At 73.0% G+C, this 19445-nt stretch carries 14 protein-coding genes; 7 read left to right on the top strand and 7 right to left on the bottom strand.

Annotated elements, in window-relative coordinates:
- Window positions 1-2: 2 nt before the first annotated feature.
- The 4 genes from ABZ562_RS26575 to ABZ562_RS26560 form a co-directional block, all read right to left on the bottom strand.
- Window positions 3-911, bottom strand: coding sequence for a dihydrodipicolinate synthase family protein (locus ABZ562_RS26575; protein WP_361484264.1), 909 nt, complete (start codon window positions 909-911; stop codon window positions 3-5).
- Complete coding sequence (locus ABZ562_RS26570; protein ID WP_361484262.1) at window positions 908-2317, bottom strand: FAD/NAD(P)-binding oxidoreductase; 1410 nt, start codon at window positions 2315-2317, stop codon at window positions 908-910. Before ABZ562_RS26570 ends, ABZ562_RS26575 begins: the two co-directional genes overlap by 4 nt.
- Before the next feature lie 82 nt (window positions 2318-2399).
- Window positions 2400-2681 carry a (2Fe-2S)-binding protein gene (locus tag ABZ562_RS26565; protein ID WP_361484260.1) on the bottom strand — a complete coding sequence of 94 codons (282 nt, stop codon included), beginning with the start codon at window positions 2679-2681 and terminating at the stop codon, window positions 2400-2402.
- Entirely contained in the window at window positions 2678-3871 is a 1194-nt protein-coding gene (locus ABZ562_RS26560; protein WP_361484258.1) for an FAD-dependent oxidoreductase, read from the bottom strand. The genes ABZ562_RS26565 and ABZ562_RS26560 overlap by 4 nt, the downstream gene beginning before the upstream one ends.
- Before the next feature lie 99 nt (window positions 3872-3970).
- Between ABZ562_RS26560 and ABZ562_RS26555 the strand changes: the two genes are divergently transcribed.
- Entirely contained in the window at window positions 3971-4903 is a 933-nt protein-coding gene (locus ABZ562_RS26555; protein WP_361484256.1) for a hypothetical protein, read from the top strand.
- Between the two features lie 19 nt (window positions 4904-4922).
- On the opposite strand, the gene ABZ562_RS26550 is transcribed toward ABZ562_RS26555, so the two are convergent.
- Window positions 4923-5606: a PAS domain-containing protein gene (locus ABZ562_RS26550; protein ID WP_361484254.1), complete on the bottom strand. Its 684-nt coding sequence runs from the start codon at window positions 5604-5606 to the stop codon at window positions 4923-4925.
- 167 nt (window positions 5607-5773) lie between these two features.
- On the opposite strand from ABZ562_RS26550, the gene ABZ562_RS26545 reads away from it, so the two are divergent.
- Window positions 5774-8953 (top strand): cytochrome P450, encoded by a 3180-nt coding sequence (locus ABZ562_RS26545; protein WP_361484252.1) that lies wholly within the window; start codon window positions 5774-5776, stop codon window positions 8951-8953.
- Window positions 8954-8965: 12 nt separating this feature from the next.
- Here the strand turns inward: ABZ562_RS26545 and ABZ562_RS26540 are convergent, their stop codons facing one another.
- Both ABZ562_RS26540 and ABZ562_RS26535 read right to left on the bottom strand, forming a co-directional pair.
- Window positions 8966-9559 (bottom strand): helix-turn-helix transcriptional regulator, encoded by a 594-nt coding sequence (locus ABZ562_RS26540; RefSeq protein WP_361484250.1) that lies wholly within the window; start codon window positions 9557-9559, stop codon window positions 8966-8968.
- A gap of 87 nt (window positions 9560-9646) precedes the next feature.
- The gene (locus ABZ562_RS26535; protein ID WP_361484248.1) at window positions 9647-10849 is read right to left on the bottom strand and encodes a cytochrome P450; all 1203 of its coding nucleotides are present in this window, start codon (window positions 10847-10849) and stop codon (window positions 9647-9649) included.
- A gap of 184 nt (window positions 10850-11033) precedes the next feature.
- Here ABZ562_RS26535 and ABZ562_RS26530 point away from each other — a divergent pair, with 184 nt between their 5' ends.
- The 5 genes from ABZ562_RS26530 (at window position 11034) to ABZ562_RS26510 (ending at window position 19363) form a co-directional block, all read left to right on the top strand.
- A complete protein-coding gene (locus ABZ562_RS26530; RefSeq protein WP_361484246.1) occupies window positions 11034-14411 on the top strand; it encodes a pyruvate carboxylase in 3378 nt (1125 codons plus the stop codon).
- Between the two features lie 155 nt (window positions 14412-14566).
- The gene (locus ABZ562_RS26525; protein WP_361484244.1) at window positions 14567-15598 is read left to right on the top strand and encodes a LacI family DNA-binding transcriptional regulator; all 1032 of its coding nucleotides are present in this window, start codon (window positions 14567-14569) and stop codon (window positions 15596-15598) included.
- Complete coding sequence (locus ABZ562_RS26520) at window positions 15595-16593, top strand: 2-hydroxyacid dehydrogenase (protein ID WP_361484242.1); 999 nt, start codon at window positions 15595-15597, stop codon at window positions 16591-16593. Before ABZ562_RS26525 ends, ABZ562_RS26520 begins: the two co-directional genes overlap by 4 nt.
- Window positions 16590-17822: a D-mannonate dehydratase ManD gene (gene manD / locus ABZ562_RS26515; protein WP_361484240.1), complete on the top strand. Its 1233-nt coding sequence runs from the start codon at window positions 16590-16592 to the stop codon at window positions 17820-17822. The genes ABZ562_RS26520 and manD overlap by 4 nt, the downstream gene beginning before the upstream one ends.
- 11 nt (window positions 17823-17833) lie before the next feature.
- The gene (locus ABZ562_RS26510; RefSeq protein WP_361484238.1) at window positions 17834-19363 is read left to right on the top strand and encodes a mannitol dehydrogenase family protein; all 1530 of its coding nucleotides are present in this window, start codon (window positions 17834-17836) and stop codon (window positions 19361-19363) included.
- The last annotated feature ends 82 nt before the right edge of the window (window positions 19364-19445 follow it).

Here is a 19445-nt window from a genome sequence, read left to right as displayed (position 1 = left end):
GTTCAGACGAGCCCTTCCGCGAGGGCCTTCTCGGTGGCCTTGCGCACCGTGTCGGCGTGTTCGGGGGTGAGCGGTACGCGCGGGTGGCGGCAGGGCCCGCCGTAGCGCCCGGCGATGTCCATGCTGAGCTTGATCGCCTGGACGAACTCGGTCCTGGCGTCCCAGCGCAACAGCGGGTGCAGGGTGCGGTAGAGCGGCAGCGCGGACGTCAGGTCGCCCGCGGTGGCGGCGCGCCACAGCTCGGCGCAGGCGCGCGGGAACGCGTTGGGGTAGCCGGCGATCCAGCCGGGCGACCCGGCCACGGCCAGTTCCAGGGATACGTCGTCGCTGCCGCACAGCACATCGAGCCCGGGGGCCAGCTCATGGATCCGGTAGCCGCGGCGGACATCGCCGGTGAACTCCTTCACCGCCACGATCAGCCCCTCGTGGTACAGCTCCGCCAGCAGCTCGGGCACCAGGTCGACCTTGGTGTCGATGGGGTTGTTGTACGCCACGACGGGCACCCCGGCCCTGGCCACCTCCCGGTAGTGGTCCAGCACCGCGCGCTCGTCGGCGCGGTAGGCGTTGGGCGGCAGCAGCATCACGGCGGGGGCGCCCGCCTCGCCCGCCTGCTCGGCCCAGCGCCGGGCCTCGTCCGCGCCGTAGGCCGCCACGCCGGGCATCACGGTGAAGCCCTCGGGGGCGGCCTCGATCGCGGTGGTGACCACGCGGGCCCGCTCCTCGGCGGTCAGGGTCTGGTACTCGCCCAGGGAGCCGTTGGGGACGACACCGTGACACCCCGCGTCCGCGAGCCAGCCGACGTGTTCGGCGTAGCCGTCGAAGTCGACCGCGAGCCTCCCGGAGGTGTCCTCGCGCAGCGGCAACGCCGTCGCGACGAGCACTCCGTGCCATGACTTGGCCTGTGCGTTCATGCGCCCTCCTCGTCGTGGTGTGGCATGGTTCCGCTCCTTGGATCCCTCAGCAGTCCGAGCGGCACCGGCTGGGCGATGGGCCTGCTCGCCAGCCCGCGCAGGTCCTCCGCGGTGACGTCGCGCCCGGCGTGGGCGGCGGTCAGGGCGGCGGTGGCGTAGCCGCACACCCGGCCCTGGCACAGGCCCATTCCGGGGCGCGCGCACAGCTTCACCGCCCGTGGGTCGGTGGCGCCCAGCTCCCGCACCGCATGGCGGATGGCACCGGCGGTCACCTCCTCGCAGCGGCAGACGACGGTTTCCTCGGTCAGCCACTCCCGCCAGCCGGGCCGGACCGGATACGCCGTGTGCAGCGCGGTGGCGAAGCCGCGCCGGGCGGCCCGGAGCCGCAGCAGCCGGGCGACCCCGCGCGGGTCGGGGCGGGCGCCGGTGGTGGCGTACGCCGCGTGCAGGCCCGCCAGTTCCCCCTCGGTGCAGGCGAGCCCGGCGCCGCCCACCCCGCATGCCTCGCCCGCCACGTAGACCCCGGGCACGGTGGAGCGCTGCCGGGTGTCCACGCGGGCGATCAGGCTGCCGTCGGCGTCCCGGTCCATCGCGCAGCCGAGCTGCGCCGCGATCTCGGTCTGCGGGGTGAAGCCGTAGCCCACGGCCACCGTGTCGCACTCCAGCCGCCGCCGGGTGCCGGGCACGATCCGCCACCGGTCGTCCAGCCGCGCCACCACGGCCCCGGTGACGCTGTCCGCCCCGTGGGCCTCGACCACGGTGGTGCGGGTGCGGTACGGGACGCGGTGGCGCCGCAGCGTCCGCAGGTAGTGGGCGGCCTCGGCGAGTTTGCCGGCCGCGCGCAGAGTGGTGAGCGGGTGGCGGGCGAAGGCGGTGGGCCGTCCGGCCTCGAAGACTCCGAGGACCGTGGCCCCCGCCTCGGCCATCCCTACAGCCGCCGGAAGCAGGAAGGGCCCGGTCCCGGCGACGACGATGCGGCGGCCCGCGACGACGCCGTGCCCCTTGAGCAGGGCCTGCACCCCACCGGCGGTGTAGACACCGGGCAGGGTCCAGCCGGGGAACGGCAGCTGACGGTCGTAGGCGCCGGTGGCCACGACGACGGTACGGCTGTGGACTTCGCGGGGCGCGCCGTCGCTCAGGGCGTGGGTGACGAAACCGGTGACGGTGCGCTCGATGTGCCAGACGGCGTGGCCGGGCAGGTGGTCGAGCCGGGCGCGATGGGTGTGCGCGGCGGCGCGCAGCCGCTGGAAGAGGGGCCAGTCGTGGTGTGCGGCGCCGTCGTCGGCGGAGCGGTGGCGCCAGTACTGGCCGCCGGTGCGGGGAGCCGCGTCCAGCAGCGCGACCCGGGCGCCGTGGGCCGCCGCCGCGGTCGCCGCGGACAGCCCGGCGGGTCCGGCGCCGAGCACCGCGATGTCGTACGCAGCGGCCGCCGGTTCGGCGGGCTCAGCCGATTCAGCGGGCTCAGCGGGCTCAACGGGCTCAACGGGCTCAGCAGGCGAGGTCGGCACGGCCCGCCCCCTCCTGGGATTCCACCACATCCCCGGGAGCGGCCTCGACCAGGCACGCCCGGTGGTTGGGGCGCCCGTTGACGGTCACCAGGCAGTCGAAGCACACACCGATGCCGCAGAACATCCCGCGCGGACGGCCGCCTTCACGGGTGCGGCGCCAGGAGCGCTGTCCGTCGGCGATGAGCGCGGCCGCGATGCTCTGGCCGGGCTCGGCCCGAACCGTCCGGCCGTCGAAGCGGAAGGTGAACGGGGTCCGGTTCACGCGGCGGCCTCCTCGAATCGCTGCGGGCGAAACGGTGTCAGGGGCAGATCCGGTGCCCGGCCGGTGAGCGCTTGCGCGAGCAGATGTCCGGTGGCGGGGGCGAGGCCGATCCCGGCGCCCTCGTGGCCGCAGGCGTGGACGAGGCCCGGGGCGCGCGGATCGGGCCCGATCACCGGCAGATGGTCGGGGCAGTAGGGACGGAAGCCCGGATAGCTGCGGAGCAGCGCGACATCCGCGAGGAACGGGAAGAGCCCGATGGCCTGGTCCGCCAGCTTCCGCAGCACGGGCAGCGCCACCGTGCGGTCGAAGCCCACCCGCTCCCGGCTGGCGCCGATCAGGACGGTGCCCGCCCGGGTGCCCTCGACCACCACCGAGGTCTCCAGACCGGCGTCGTCACTGGCGACGTTGGCCACGTACTCGGCGGTGTACACCTTGTGCCGGACGACCCGTGGCAGCGGCTCGGTGACCAGGATGAACCCCTTGCGGGGCAGTACCGGCACCGGTGCCCCGGCGAGGTCGGCGAGCTGCCCGGCCCAGGTGCCCGCGGCGTTGACGACCCATCGGGCGGGCAGCGCGGGCAGGGCGGCCGCGTCGGTGCGCACCCCCGTGACGGCGCCGTGCCGGTCCCGGAGGAAGCCGGTGACGTTGACACCGCTGTGGACGGTCGCGCCCCGGGCGCGCGCGTGGCGCAGCAGATGCGCGGCGGCCAGCACGGGCTGGACCTGCGCGTCCTGCGGGTAGTGGGCGCCGCCCGCCACCTCGGGGGTCAGATTCGGCTCCAGCTCGGACAGTTCGTCCGGGCCGATGTCCACCGCCTCGACCCCGGCCGCGCGCTGCTCGGCGGTGAGCCTCCGCAGTCCGCGGGCGGTGGTGTCCGAACCGGCCACCACCACACCGCCCTTGGCGTGGTATTCCACGGTGTCGGCCCCGAGGTCGTCCCGGATCTCCCGCCATAACCGGGAGGACAGCAGCGCCAGATCCAGTTCGGGGCCGGTCTCCTTGTCGGACACCAGGATGTTGCCCTCGCACGCGCTCGTGGTTCCGCCGCCGATCGCGCCGCGCTCCACCACGGTCACCCGTAACCCTGCTGACGTGCAGTAATACGCGCAAGCCGCACCGATGACGCCCGCCCCGACGATGAGCACGTCCGGGAGGCGGGAATCGCCGGGTCGGGCACTCGTGCCGGTCATAGCCGGTAGCATGTCATATTGCACTATCCCTGGCCAGGGTGCGGCACCGGCGCATGGCTAGAATGCGCCGCCACGGCACATAACGAGGGAGGAGTGCACGTGGCTACGGGGGGATGGCAGCCGCCGAACAATCCTGGACAGGGAGGCGGGCCGTACGGGCCGCCGCCGCAGAATCCGTACTACGGGCCGCCACCGCAGAACCCTTACGGTCCGCCGCCGCCCGCCCCGTATGGTGTGCCGCCGCAGCCACCCGGCCCGTATCGGCCGGCCCCGGTGCGCCGCCGCCGGTGGTGGCTGTTCTCGCCGCTCATCCCGCTGGTCCGCTCGGCGAACCGCGTGGCGAAGCGGCTGTTCGACCGGGAGGGCGGCGGACGGGTCCGTGACCAGCTCGTCGACAAGGTCCAGCTCACCCGCTCCGTCCTCGGCATCCTCGCGACCCTGGCGCTCGTCTACATGTACGGGGCGGACGGCGGCTGGAGCGGCGCGGCGACCGACGGTGTCGGCAATCTCTTCGCGACCCCGCTCCTGCTCCTCGTCACCGGACCGTTGGTCGTGTTCGGCTTCATCCTCTACGCGCCCGCGCACCGGCGCCCGGAGCTGCGCTCCCGGCTGCACGGCCCGCTCAAGACGGTGGGCTGGTATGTGCTGTCCCTGGGGGCCTTCGGTGTCTTCATCTACGTGGCGGGCCAGACGACGCTGCTGCACGGGCTGCACGGCGTGATGTTGTGGGTGGTCGGCCTCTCGCTGATGGTAGGGCTGCCATGGGTGCTGGTGTTCTTGTTCCTGGCCTCCGCGTACGTCGCGCGCAGCGCCTTCAACACCGCCTATGTGCACGCCGCGCTGCCGCCCGTGCTCACCGGGGTGCTGGTGTGGCTGATCGCGGTCTTCAACCTGCTGTCGGACGGGCTGCCCAACGGGCCGCTGCCCGCCCAGCTGTGCGCCGCGTTCGGCGGTCCGCTGTCGGTGACCGCGCTGTCGCTGTGGGAGCTGCGGCGGCTGCGTACGCACCACGGGGTGACGGTACGCGGCTGAGCCCCGGTTCACGGTGCCCTCAGGCGGGTTCCGGCGGCCAGACGCCGGGGGCCAGCACGCCGAGCACATACGCCCGGGCCACCAGCTCCGCGCGGTTGCCGACGCCCCAGCGCCGGGAGAGCCGGGTGAGGTGGTAGTTGACGCCGTCCACGGTGAGGCCGGTCTGCCGGGCCATCCGCGCGGTGGTGTGGCCACCGGCGGCGAGCGCGAGAATCCGGGCCTCGACGGGGCCGGGCCGCTCCGACTCGCCCGGCGCGGTGTCCACCGCACCGGGGGCCTGCGGCCGGGGTTCCTCGCCGAGCACCCGCAGCAGCACCAGCAGCCACATCGGGCTGTCGGTGTCGCTCACGGTGTCGGCGGTCAGTTCGCCGTACCGCCGCGTCCCGTCCGGCGACTGCCACCGCACCTCGATCGGATAGCGGGAGCGGCGGCCGAGCCGGACCGCCTCCACGATGCGATACACCTGGCCGGCCGCGTTGGGGTGGAACAGCTCCAGCACATTGCGGCCCGCCAGCTGCCCGGGGGCGGCGCCCCATTCGGCCGCCATCGCAGGATTGGCCATCAGGATCCCGCCGTCCGTGCGGCACACCGCGCACGGCACCGGGACCCGGTCGAAGAGCAGCAGGGAGCGGTTGCGCCAGACGACCCAGTCCTCCCCGCCGAGGATCCTCCTCGCCTCTTCCGGCACCTCGTGGTCGTTCATGCCGGGCCTCGCTCTCGTCGGGTACCACCTCTTGACACCACGGACGGTGCGTGCGCAAGTCCGTCGCACCGTCCGGCACTACAAAATCATGTAGTGCGACGTGCGAGCGGCGTGGTCCACGGGGGCGAGGCTGGAGACATCCCCCGCATGGAAGGCATCGCACCGTCATGACCGAAACCCCCCTCCTTCCGGCCGAGACCGCCGAGGGCGCCGCCGACGGCGTCCCGCTCATCGACATCTCCGAGCGGACGAGCAACACCCCGATCCAGCAGGCCATGGAGCTGACCCGGCGCCATGGCCCGGTGCTGCGGCGCCGGCTGCACGGGACCGACATCCTGTTCGTCAGCGATCCCGACATGGTGGCGGAACTCTGTGACGACGAGCGGTTCGCCAAGTACGTCAACCAGTCGCTGGAGAACGTCCGGGAGTTCACCCACGACGGGCTGTTCACCGCGTACAACGACGAGCCGAACTGGGCGAAGGCGCACGACATCCTGATGCCCGCCTTCGCGCTCGGCTCGATGCGCACGTACCACCCGGTGATGCTCCAGGTGGCGCGGCGGGTGATCGACGCCTGGGACGCGCGCGCGGCGAGCGGCGAGCCGGTCGCGGTGACCGACGACATGACGCGGATGACGCTGGACACCATCGGGCTGGCCGGGTTCGGCTACGACTTCGGCTCGTTCGACCGCGCGGAACCGCATCCGTTCGTGCAGGCCATGGTGCGCTGCCTGGAGTGGAGCATGCGCAAGGTGGCGCGCCGCCCGGACGTGGACTACAGCGAGCAGGACGAGGCGTTCCGCGCCGATACGGCCTATCTCGCCTCCGTCGTCGACGAGGTGATCCAGGCCCGGGTCGCCGCGGGCCAGACGGACACGGACGATCTGCTGGGGCTGATGCTCAAGTCCACGCATCCTTCGGACGGCACCCCGCTGGACCACGCCAACATCCGGGACCAGGTGATCACCTTCCTGATCGCGGGTCATGAGACCACCTCGGGCGCGCTGTCCTTCGCCCTGCACTACCTCGCCAAGAACCCGGGCGAACTGCGCCGGGTGCAGCGGGAGGCGGACGCCCTGTTCGGCGCCGACGGGGACCCGGAGCCGACGTTCGAGCAGGTGGGGTTGTTGCGCTACACCCGCCAGGTGCTGAACGAGGCGCTGCGGCTGTGGCCGACCGCGGCCGCCTTCTCCCGGCAGGCGCGCGAGGACACGATGCTCGGCGGGCGCGTTCCGATGCGGGCCGGGCAGCCGGCCATCGTGCTCACCCCGATGCTGCACCGCGCCGCGGTGTGGGGCGACAACCCGGAGCTGTTCGACCCCTCGCGCTTCGACCCGGAGGCCGAGGCGGCGCGTCCGGTGCACGCGTACAAGCCGTTCGGCACCGGTGAACGGGCGTGCATCGGGCGGCAGTTCGCGCTGCACGAGGCCACCATGCTGCTGGCGATGCTGGTGCACCGCTACCGGCTGATCGACCACGCGGACTACCGGCTGCACATCAAGGAGTCGCTCACCCTCAAGCCCGAGGGCCTGACCCTGCGGCTCGTCCCCCGCACCCCGCGCGAGCGGGCGGTGGCGGTGGCCGACGCGGTGGCGGCAACCGCGCCCGTACGGGACGCCTCGCTGCCCACCCGGGTCCGCCAGGACACCGGCGCGCTGCTGCTGTACGGCACCAACTTCGGCACCTGCCGCTCCTTCGCCGAGGACCTGGCCGCCGATGCCGACGGGCTGGGCTGCGCCACCGAGGTCGCCCCGCTCGACGCCTACGCGGGCGGGCTGCCCACCGACCGCCCGGTGGTCGTCACCGCCGCGTCCTACAACGGTCAGCCCACCGACGACGCCGCCGCCTTCCTGGCCTGGCTGCAGACGGCCGAACCGGGCGCGGCGGACGGCGTGAGCTACGCGGTGCTCGGCGTCGGCGACCGCAACTGGGCCGCCACCTACCAGCGCGTGCCGACCCTGATCGACGAGCGGCTGGCCGCCCTCGGCGCGACCCGGCTCATCGACCGGGCCGCGGCCGACGCCTCGGGCGATCTGAGCGGCACGGTACGGGACTTCCGCCAGCGGCTGCGCACCGCGCTGCTGGAGCGCCACGGCGACCCGGCCACCGTGGGCGTGGCCCCGGGCGACGCCGTGGACGACGGCCCGGCGTACACCGTCACCGAGGTCACCGGCGGCCCGCTGGACGGTCTGGCGCGGCAGCACGGAATGGTGGCGATGGAGGTCACCGAGACCGGCAGCCTCAGCGATCCGTCGTATCCGCGGGTCAAGCGGTTCGTCCGGCTGGCCCTGCCGGAGGGGGTCGAATACCGGACCTCCGACCACCTCACCGTGCTCCCGGCCAACGACCCCGCGCTGGTGACGCGGGCGGCCGAGCTGCTCCACGCCGATCCGGAGACGGTGCTCAGCATCGTGCCCGCCCGCCCGGGTCGCCGTGGCGGTCTGGCGGTGGACCGGCCGGTCACCGTACGGGAGCTGCTGACGCGCCACGTGGAGCTGAACCACCGCCCGGACGCCGGGCAGCTGGCCCTGCTCGCCGAGCTGAACCCGTGCCCGCCGGAGAAGGCGGCGCTGGCCGCGCAGGCCCCCGGGGAGCGCACCCTGCTGGATCTGATCGAGGCCAACCCGGCGCTGCGCGAGACGCTGACCTGGCCGGTGCTGCTGGAGCTGCTGCCGCCGCTGCGGCCGCGCCACTACTCGATCTCCTCCTCCCCCGCCGTCTCGCCGCGCCACGTCGATCTGATGGTGTCGCTGCTGCGCGACGAGGCGAGCGGTTTCCAGGGCACCGGCTCCGGCCATCTGAACGCGGTGCGGCCCGGGGACACCGTGCTCGCCCGGGTGCAGCCCTGCCGTGACGCGTTCCGCGTCGGCCACGCGCCGGACCGGCCGGTCATCATGGTGTCCGCCGGTACCGGGCTCGCCCCGTTCCGCGGCACCATCGCCGACCGGCGGGGGCTCGTGGAGTCCGGGGCCCGGCTCGCCCGGGCGCTGTGCTACTTCGGCTGCGACGCGCCGGACGCCGACTATCTGCACGCCGAGGAGCTGCGCGCCGCCGAGGCCGCCGGCGCGGTGTCCATGCGCCCGGCGTTCAGCCAGGCCCCGGTGGACGGTCACCGCTTCGTCCAGCACCGCGTCGCGGCCGACGCCGAGGAGATCTGGCGGCTGCTGGCGGAGGGCGCCCAGGTGTACGTGTGCGGCGACGGCGCCCGGATGGCCCCGGGGGTTCGGGATGCCTTCAAGTCGGTGTACGTGGCGCACACCCCCGGCGCCGACGACGCGGCGGCACAGCGCTGGCTGGACTCCCTGATGGGCGAGGGCCGCTTCGTGGAGGACGTCTACGCCGGGTGACCCCGGCCCGGCTCAGTCGCCGGAGGGGCGGGCGCGCACATGCATCCGCTCGCCCTGGGCGCCGAAGAGGCTGAGGAATTCGACGGGCTGTGCGCTCGCGCTGGCGAAGCCGTGGGGCGTACGGGTGTCGAACTCGGCCGCCTCGCCCGCGGTGAGCGTCAGATCGTGCTCGCCGAGGGCGAGGCGCAGCTTGCCCGAGAGCACGTACAGCCATTCGTAGCCCTCGTGCACCGCCTGCGAAGGCCGGGCGTCGGCGTCCGACGCCCGGCCGGGCAGGATCTGCTTGTACGCGTGCAGCCCGCCGAGATAGCGCGTCAGCGGCACGAACGTCTGCCCGTGCCGGGTGAAGGGGCGCGGGTAGATGCGGGGGTCGCCGGTGGGCGGCGCGCCGACCAGCTCGTCCAGCTGGACTCCGTGGACCTTGGCCAGGGGCAACAGCAGTTCCAACGTGGGCTTGCGCTGCCCCGACTCCAGCCGCGAGAGGGTGGAGAGCGAGATCCCGGTGGTCTCGCTCAGCTGGGCCAGGGTGGCCCCGCGCTCCCGCCGCAGCGCCCGCAGCCGCGGGCCGACGGCGCTCAGCACCCCGGGAATGTCATCGTCTGCCATGACCCCCATTTGCCGGTGCGGCAAGAGGTTTTGTCAAGCGCGGCGATCACGAGGGGCTCACGCGGTCATGTAGTGCTCACCGGCGGCTCACCACGTGACGGGCAGCTCATGGGCCCCGTAGATGACCATGTCACTGCGCATCGGCACCTCCTCCGGCGCCACCGCGAGCGCGAGGTCCGGGAACCGGCCGAGCAGTCCGCGGTAGCCCGCCGCCAGCTCGATCCGGGCCAGGTTCTGGCCGAGGCACTGGTGGATGCCGTATCCGAACGCGAGGTGGCTGCTGCGGGGGCGGGCGACGTCGAGCGTGTGGGGCTCGTCCACCAGCGCGGGGTCCCGGTTCGCGGCCGGGACGGAGACCGCCACGCTCTGGCCCGCCGTGATGGTGACGCCGCCGATCTCGACGTCCTCCAGCGCGATCCGGACCGGGAAGGCGTTGACGATGCTCAGGTAGCGCAGCAGCTCCTCGACCGCGCCGGGCACCAGCGCGTCGTCCTCGCGCAGCCGCCGCATCTGCGCCGGGTTCTGCAGGAGGGTGAAGGTGCCGAGGCTGAGCATGTTGGTGGTGGTCTCGTGCCCGGCGATCAGCAGCAGCGCCGCCATGTTGACGATCTCGACGTCGGACAGCTCGCCGACGGAGGTGAGATACGAGATCAGATCGTCCTGGGGGGCGCGCCGCTTGGCGGCGGTCAGTTCGCCGAGGAATCGGGTGATCGTACGCATCCCCTGGTCGAACTGGCCGCCGGTCTGGTCCTGGACCAGGATCTGCGCGCTGGCCCGCTGGAATGTCGCGCGCTCCGCGTAGGGCACGCCGAGCATTTCGCAGATCACCAGCGAGGGGACCGGCAGCGCGAAGTGTTCCACCAGGTCGGCCGGTTTTCCCGCGGCCTCCAGGGCATCGAGGCAATCGGTGACGATGCCGTCGATCCGGGGTTCGAGGGCGCGCATCCGCCGTACCGTGAAGTAGCGGGTGAGTAACCCGCGATAGTGACTGTGTTCGGGAGCGTCCATGGCCAGAAACGACCCCGGACCGTTGCCGTGGTTGTCCCGGACGGTCTGCGAGATGGGCCGCACCGTGTCGTCACCGCGCCACCGCTCGGCGCTGAAGCGCGGGTCCCGCAGCACCTCGCGGGCCTCGTGGTATCCGGTGACCAGCCATCCCGTACTGCCGCCGACGAACCGGAGCGGGCTGACGGCGGGCCCGGTGACGAGTGCGGGCGGGGGGTCGACGTAGTTGGCTCGCTGCCGGGGGTACGGCGGGGCCTGATGGGGCGCGGACGACGGGGCACTCACGATGGTCCTCCTCGGAGCGGCCTGCGGACTTTCCGGGGAACGCCGTTCGGACGTCCCCTGGGCACCATGCCCGAGGTGCGAACTGGATCACAAGGGTGCCCTCTGGCGTGCGGGGCAGCAGTAGTGTCGCGAGCAGGCTGTTTTCGTACCGGGCAGTAGGACGGGCAGTAGGAAGGGATGGGACATGTTCCGCAAGGTGCTGGTCGCCAACCGTGGAGAAATCGCCATTCGGGCGTTCCGCGCCGGCTATGAGCTGGGGGCGAGAACCGTCGCGGTGTTCCCCCACGAGGACCGCAACTCGCTGCACCGGCTCAAGGCCGATGAGGCGTATGAGATCGGTGAGCCGGGCCATCCCGTGCGGGCCTATCTGTCCGTGGAGGAGATCGTCCGCGCGGCGCGGCAGGCCGGCGCCGACGCCGTGTACCCCGGATACGGGTTCCTGTCCGAGAACCCCGACCTCGCACGGGCGTGCGAGGAGGCGGGGATCACCTTCGTCGGCCCGAGCGCGGAGATCCTGGAGCTGACCGGAAACAAGGCGCGGGCGGTGGCCGCGGCCCGGGCGGCGGGGGTGCCGGTGCTCGGCTCCTCGGAGCCCTCCTCGGATGTGGACGAGCTGGTGCGGGCGGCGGAGGAGCTGGGCTTCCCGGTGTTCGTCAAGGCCGTCGCGGGCGGTGGCGGGCGCGGGATGCGGCGGGTCGAGGAGCCCCGGCTGCTGCGCGAGTCGATCGAGGCGGCGGCCCGCGAGGCCGAGTCGGCGTTCGGGGACCCGACGGTCTTCCTGGAGAAGGCGGTCGTCGAGCCCCGCCATATCGAGGTGCAGATCCTCGCCGACGCCGAGGGTAATGTCATGCACCTGTTCGAACGGGACTGTTCGGTGCAGCGCCGCCACCAGAAGGTCATCGAGATGGCGCCCGCGCCCCACCTCGGCCCGGAGCTTCGGACACGCATCTGCGAGGACGCGGTGAAGTTCGCCCGGCAGATCGGCTACCGCAACGCGGGCACCGTGGAATTCCTGCTGGACCGCGACGGCAACCATGTCTTCATCGAGATGAACCCGCGGATCCAGGTCGAGCACACGGTGACCGAGGAGATCACCGATGTCGACCTCGTCCAGTCGCAGATGCGCATCGCGAGCGGGGAGACCCTGGCCGACCTCGGCCTGTCGCAGGACACCGTCTATCTGCGCGGCGCCGCCCTGCAGTGCCGGATCACCACCGAGGACCCGGCCAACGGCTTCCGCCCGGACATCGGCATGATCAGCGCCTACCGCTCGCCGGGCGGCTCGGGCATCCGCCTCGACGGCGGCACCACCCACGCCGGCGCCGAGATCAGCGCCCACTTCGACTCGATGCTGGTGAAGCTGACCTGCCGGGGCCGCGACTTCCACCATGCCATCGGGCGGGCCCGGCGGGCGGTGGCGGAGTTCCGTATCCGCGGGGTGTCCACCAACGTTCCGTTCCTCCAGGCCGTGCTGGACGATCCGGACTTCCAGGCCGGAAGGGTCACCACCTCGTTCATCGAGCAGCGGCCGCATCTGCTGACCGCGCGCCACTCCGCCGACCGCGGCACCAAGCTGCTCACCTATCTCGCCGACGTCACGGTCAACAAGCCGCACGGCCCGCGGCCCCAGCTGATCGACGCGGCCGGGAAGCTGCCGCCGGTGCCCGACGGGGCGCCGCCCGCCGGGTCCAAGCAGACCCTCACCGAGCTGGGCCCGGAGGGTTTCGCACGCTGGCTGCGCGAGTCGCCGCGCATCGGGGTCACCGACACCACCTTCCGGGACGCACACCAGTCGCTGCTGGCCACCCGCGTGCGCACCAAGGACCTCCTCGCGGTGGCCCCGGCGGTGGCGCACACCGTGCCGGAGCTGCTGTCGCTGGAGTGCTGGGGCGGCGCCACCTACGACGTGGCGCTGCGGTTCCTCGCCGAGGACCCCTGGGAGCGGCTGGCCGCGCTGCGCGAGGCGGTGCCCAACATCTGTCTGCAGATGCTGCTGCGCGGCCGCAACACCGTCGGGTACACCCCGTACCCGACCGAGGTCACGGACGCCTTCGTGCAGGAGGCCACCGCCACCGGCATCGACATCTTCCGGATCTTCGACGCGCTCAACGACATCGGGCAGATGCGTCCCGCCATCGAGGCGGTACGGGGCACCGGCAGCGCGGTCGCCGAAGTGGCGCTGTGCTACACCAGCGATCTGTCCGATCCGTCGGAGAAGCTGTACACCCTGGACTACTATCTGCGGCTCGCCGAGCAGATCGTGGACGCGGGCGCGCATGTGCTGGCCATCAAGGACATGGCGGGGCTGCTGCGCGCCCCGGCCGCCGCGAAGCTGGTGTCCGCCCTGCGCCGGGAGTTCGACCTGCCGGTGCACATCCACACCCATGACACCGCGGGCGGCCAGCTCGCCACGTATCTGGCCGCGATCCAGGCCGGGGCGGACGCGGTGGACGGGGCGGTGGCGTCCATGGCGGGCACCACCTCACAGCCCTCGCTGTCGGCGATCGTGGCCGCCACCGACCACTCCGACCGGCCCACCGGCCTCGACCTGGAGGCGATCGGGGGCCTCGAGCCGTACTGGGAGAGCGTGCGCAAGGTCTACGCACCGTTCGAGGCGGGCCTCGCCTCGCCGACCGGGCGCGTCTACCACCACGAGATCCCCGGCGGCCAGCTGTCCAACCTGCGCACCCAGGCCATCGCGCTCGGCCTCGGCGACCGCTTCGAGGACATCGAGGCGATGTACGCCGCCGCCGACCGCATCCTCGGCCACCTGGTGAAGGTCACCCCCTCCTCCAAGGTCGTCGGCGACCTCGCGCTGCACCTGGTGGGGGCCGGGGTGTCGCCGGAGGACTTCAAGGCCGAGCCCAACAAGTTCGACATCCCGGACTCGGTCATCGGCTTCCTGCGCGGCGAGCTGGGCAGCCCGCCCGGCGGCTGGCCGGAGCCCTTCCGCACCAAGGCGCTGGAGGGCCGCGCGGAGGCCAGGCCGGCGACGGAGGAGCTGTCCGCCGAGGACCGCCAGCAGCTCGCCGCCGACCGCCGCACGACCCTGAACCGGCTGCTGTTCCCCGGCCCGACGAAGGAGTTCGAGACCCACCGGGAGACGTTCGGCGACACCAGCGTGCTGGACAGCAAGGACTTCTTCTACGGGATTCGTCCGGGGAAGGAGTACACCGTGGACCTGGAGCCCGGGGTGCGGCTGCTCATCGAACTGGAGGCGATCGGCGAGGCCGACGAGCGCGGCATGCGGACGGTGATGTCGACCCTGAACGGCCAGCTGCGCCCGATCCAGGTCCGCGACACCTCCGCGGCCTCCGACATCCCGGCCACCGAGAAGGCCGACAAGAGCAACCCGGGCCATGTGGCCGCGCCGTTCGCCGGGGTGGTGACGCTGACCGTCACCGAGGGCGACCAGGTCGAGGCGGGCGCCACCGTGGCGACCATCGAGGCGATGAAGATGGAGGCCACCATCGCCGCGCCGAAGTCCGGCCGGGTCTCCCGGGTGGCCATCAACGCCATCCAGCAGGTGGAGGGCGGTGACCTGCTGGTCGACCTCGGCTGACGGCCACGCCTCTCGGCCCCGGTCCGGTGCGCTTCGGCCCACCGGACCGGGGCCTTGCCAATATTTCGGCAAGCGTTGACAAGGTTGCCGGGCGGTGAACACCATGCGCTATGTCGTTCACCCGCACCCCCTCCTCCCACCGGTAGCGGGCCGCCATGGCCCCCACCCTCACCGACGTCGCCAAAAGCGCCAATGTGGCGCTCTCCACGGCCTCCCGGGCCTTCAGCAACCCGGACCGGCTCGGACCGCGGACCTTGCGCAAGGTGCTGACGGTTGCGCAAGAGCTGGGATACGAACCACCGGTGGTCCGTGCCACCGAGGCCCCCACCGGCGCGGAGACCGCCACCGTCGCCGTCGTCGTCCCCGACATCGCCAACCCGGTCTTCGGGTCGTTCGTGAAGGCCGCGCAGGGCGAGGGCTGGCGCCGCCGGCAGACCGTCGTCCTCGCCGACACCGATCTCGACCCGGGCCGTGAGCGCGAGGTGATCGCGCACCTGAAGGGGCAGGTCGACGGTCTGATCGTGTGCTCGCCCCGGCTGGACGCGGACGAAGTCCTCGACCTGTGCGGGCGGACACCCGTCGTCCTGGTCAACCGTGAGACGGCCGGCGCCGACTGCGTCATCGCCGACGCCGCCCACGGGCTGCGCCAGGCCGTGGAATACCTGGCCGCGCTCGGCCACCGGCGGATCGCCTACGTCCAGGGCATGCAGCGCTCGTGGTCCAACTCCCACCGGGTCGCGCTGATCCGCGCCGAGACCGAACGGGCCGGGCTGGAGCTGGAGTTGCTGGGCTGGCAGGCCGAGACGGCGGCGGGCGGAAAGGCCGCCGCGGCGAGCGTCATGGCCTCGGGAGCGTCCGCCGTGATCGCGCACAACGATCTGATGGCCCTGGGCGTGATCGCCGGGGCGCGGGCGCTGGGGCTGGGCGTGCCCGAGCGGCTGAGCGTCGTCGGGGTCGACGACATCCCGTTCGCCGAGGTGGCACAGCCGTCCCTGACCAGCATCGCGGTGCCGATGGCCCGGGCCGGTGCGCTCGGCCACGAGCTGCTGGGACAGATCCTCGGCGGCGAACGGCAGACCCCGCGCACCCTGCGGCTGCCCACCCAGCTCATCGTGCGCGGGTCCACCGGCCCGGCGCACTCCGTCCCGGAGAAGGCCACGGTGGCGGCGGGGAAGGACACCCCATGACGGCCGAGCCGCTGACCGTGGTGGTCGCCGACGCCAATCTGCGGCCGCTGCGCGACGCGTTCGAGGCCGCCCTTCCGGCGGGTACGGTCACCCACTGGCCCGACCCCCGGGACGCGGAGGCGGTCGAGGCCGCGGTGGGCCACGCGGAGGTGCTGGTGGCGGGGCAGTGCACCGCCCGGACGGCCGCCCTCGCCACCCGGCTGCGGCTGGTCCACACGGCCGGTGCGGGGACGGACAAGATCGACCTGACCGCGCTGCCGCCCGGCACCCAGGTGGCCAACACCTTCCACCACGAGGACTCGATCGCCGAGTACGCCGTATCGTCCGCGATCCTGCTGCGCCGCGGCTTTCTGCGCCAGCACCGGGCGCTGCGCCGCGCGGTGTGGGACTCCCCCGCGCACGATCCGCGCTCCCCCTGGATGGACTCGCTGTCCGCGGCCACCGTCGGCTTCGTCGGCTTCGGCCACATCGGTGCCCGCTGCTGGCAGCGGTTCCGGGCCTTCGGCGCGCGCGGGGTGGCGGTCACCCGGCGCGGCGAGGTGGACGCGGCGGCCGAGGGGCTGGTGTGGGCCGGGACCAACGACGACCTCGGCGCGCTGCTGGACGCCTCCGACGTGGTCGTGGTGTCGGCGCCGCTCACCCCGCAGACCACCGGGCTCATCGGCGAGGCCGAGCTGTCCCGGATGGGCCCGTCCTCGGTGCTGGTCCATGTCGGACGCGGTCCCGTCGTGGACGAGGACGCGCTGTACCGGGGCCTGCGCGCGCACACCATCGGGGCCGCGGCGCTCGACGTCTGGTACCGGTATCCGACGAGCGGACACACCGGCGCCCCGAGCAAGCATCCCTTCGAGACGCTGGACAACGTACTGATGACCCCGCATTCCTCCGGCCTCACCCGCCAGACCTTCATCGGCCGCGCCGCCGACATCGCCGCCAACATCGGCCGGCTGGCCGCGGGCGAGCCGCTGCACAACGTGGTGGCGGTGACCCGATGAGCGCGACGCCCCGACAGGACACCATCACAGGCGCCGAGGTGCTGGTGACCAGCCCCGGCCGTAACTTCGTCACGCTCAAGATCACCACCGCCGAAGGCCTCGTCGGCTGGGGCGACGCCACGCTCAACGGCCGTGAGCTGGCCGTGGCCTCGTACCTTCGGGACCATGTGGCGCCGCTGCTCATCGGCCGCGACCCGGCGCGGATCGAGGACACCTGGCAGTACCTCTACCGCGGGGTCTACTGGCGGCGCGGCCCGGTGACCATGACGTCCATCGGAGCGGTGGACATGGCGCTGTGGGACATCAAGGGCAAGACCACCGGCCAGCCCGTCTACCAGCTGCTGGGCGGCGCGGTCCGCGACCGGATCCTCACCTACACCCATGCCACCGGCTGGGACGTCCCGCAGCTGCTGGACTCGGTCGACGCCCGGCGCGCGGAGGGGTTCCGCGCGGTGCGGGCGCAGAGCGGTGTCCCCGGCCTGGACACGGTGTACGGGGTGAGCCGCGGCGGCCGGGGGTACGAACCGGCCGACCGGGGCGCGGCCCCCGTGGAGGAGGTGTGGGACACCGACGCCTACCTCCGGCACGCGCCGAAGGTCCTCGCCGCGGTGCGGGAGCATGTGGGGCCCGAGCTGAAGGTGCTGCACGATGTACACCACCGCCTCACCCCCGGCCAGGCCGCCCGGCTCGGCCGCGCGCTGGAAGAGGCGGACCTGTTCTGGCTGGAGGACGTCACCCCCGCGGAGAACCAGCAGGTCCTGCGGCATGTGCGGCAGCACACCACCGTGCCGCTGGCGATCGGCGAGGTGTTCAACACGGTCTGGGAATGCCAGTCGCTGATCACCGAGCAGCTGATCGACTTCGTACGGACCTGTGTGAGTCACGCGGGCGGGATCAGCCATCTGCGGCGGATCGCGGCCCTCGCCGAGATCTGGCAGATACGGCTCGGCCCGCACGGCCCCTCGGACGTGTCCCCGGTGGCGCTGGCCGCGTCACTGCACGTGGGACTGGCCACACCGAACTTCGCCATCCAGGAGTACATGGGCTACGAGCCGGTCGTGCACGAGGTGTTCCGGCACGCGTGGTCCTACGCCGACGGGCATCTGCACCCCGGCGACCGGCCCGGCCTCGGAGTCGAGGTGGACGAATCGCTCGCCGCCGGTTTCCCGTACGAACCCGCCTACCTGCCCGTCGCGCGACGGCTCGACGGCTCGATGACGGATTGGTGAGGACTTCCCCCATGACCGGGACCCCCACGACCGCCCCGCCCACCGCCCCGGCGCCACTGCCGCGCCTGAACCGCACCACCACCGCGTCCGCGCTCACCCCGGCGCGACCGCCCGCCGAGACCGGCATCGTGCATCTGGGGCTCGGCAACTTCCACCGCGCCCATCAGGCCGTGCACACCGCCGCCGCGCTGGACCACACCGAGGGCCCCTGGGGCATTCTCGGGGTCGCCGGGCGCTCGGCCACGGTGGCCCGGGCGCTGTGCGAGCAGCAACTGCGCTACGCGGTGGTGGAGATCTCCCCCTCCGGCACCCGGGTCACCGTGCCCGCGGTGCACACCGGGGCGCTGGTGGCCGCGGAGCAGCCGGACGAGGTCCTGGACGCGCTGGCGGCGCCCGGCACCGCCATCGTCACCCTCACGGTCACCGAGCACGGCTACACCTTCTCCCCGCGCACCCACGGACTCGACCTGGACTCCCCCGCGGTACGGGCCGATCTGCGCGGTGACGCCCCGCCCCGGACCACCATCGGGCGGATCGTGCGCGGGCTGCAGCGCCGCGTACGCACCCACGCCCGGCCGCTGACGGTGCTCAGCTGCGACAACCTGGTGGGCAACGGCTCCCAGACGCGGCGGCTGGTGCACGAGTTCACCGAGGCGCTTCCGGCGGCGGAGCGCGAGGAGCTGCTGCCGTGGCTGACGCGTGCGGTGACGTTCCCCAGCTCCATGGTCGACCGGATCGTGCCCGCCACCACGGAGGTGTACCGTGACGCGGTCGCGGGTCACCTCGGGGTGCGCGACGCCGTCCCCGTACCGGCCGAACCGTTCTCCATGTGGGTCATGGAGGACCGCTTCGCCGCGGGCCGTCCGCGCTGGGAACACGGCGGGGCGCTGTTCACCGACGATGTGGAACCGTACGAGCTGCTGAAGCTGCGGCTGCTCAACGGCACCCATTCCCTCATCGCCTATCTCGGCGCGCTGGACGGGCGGGAGACCATCCCGGACGCCATCGCCCGGCCGTTCATCGCCGAGGCCGCGCGCCATGTGCTCCACGACGACTACCTGCCGAGCCTCACCGTGCCCGCCGACATCCAACTGGAAGACTACATACGGCAGTTGTTCGACCGCTGGGCCAACACCGCGCTGGGCCACCGCACCCGGCAGGTCGGCTCGGACGGCTCGGTCAAGCTCCGCCAGCGGGTGCCGGAGCCCGCCCTGCTCCATCTGCGGGCCGGGCGGGTGCCCCACCATCTGGCGCTGACCGTGGCCGCCTATCTGTGCTGCGTGGCGCCGCCCTCCGGCTTCTCCCCCGGGCCCCAGGCGGCCGCGATGGCCGATCCGGCCCGCGAACCGCTCGCCGGCCTCGCCCGGCGGGCACCCGCCGCGCCGCGTACCGCGTACGTCGAGGCCGTCCTGGAAAGCGGGCTGCTCGGCGACGGCCTGACGGACCACCCGGCCTTCACCGCCCGGATCGCCGACCTCATCGACATCATCGTCCGGCACGGCCCCGGCGCGGCGGCGGCCGACGCCTGCGGCCCCCGATAAGAACCCCCGCCCCCTCCCCGTCTCCCTCCCCACTCTTTTCCTCCCTCCCCGCCACTCCCCTGCTTCGCCCTGCCCGATTCCG

The organism is Streptomyces sp. NPDC019937 (assembly GCF_040631655.1).
Classification (GTDB): domain Bacteria; phylum Actinomycetota; class Actinomycetes; order Streptomycetales; family Streptomycetaceae; genus Streptomyces.
This window is presented reverse-complemented; position numbering and strand designations above follow the sequence as displayed.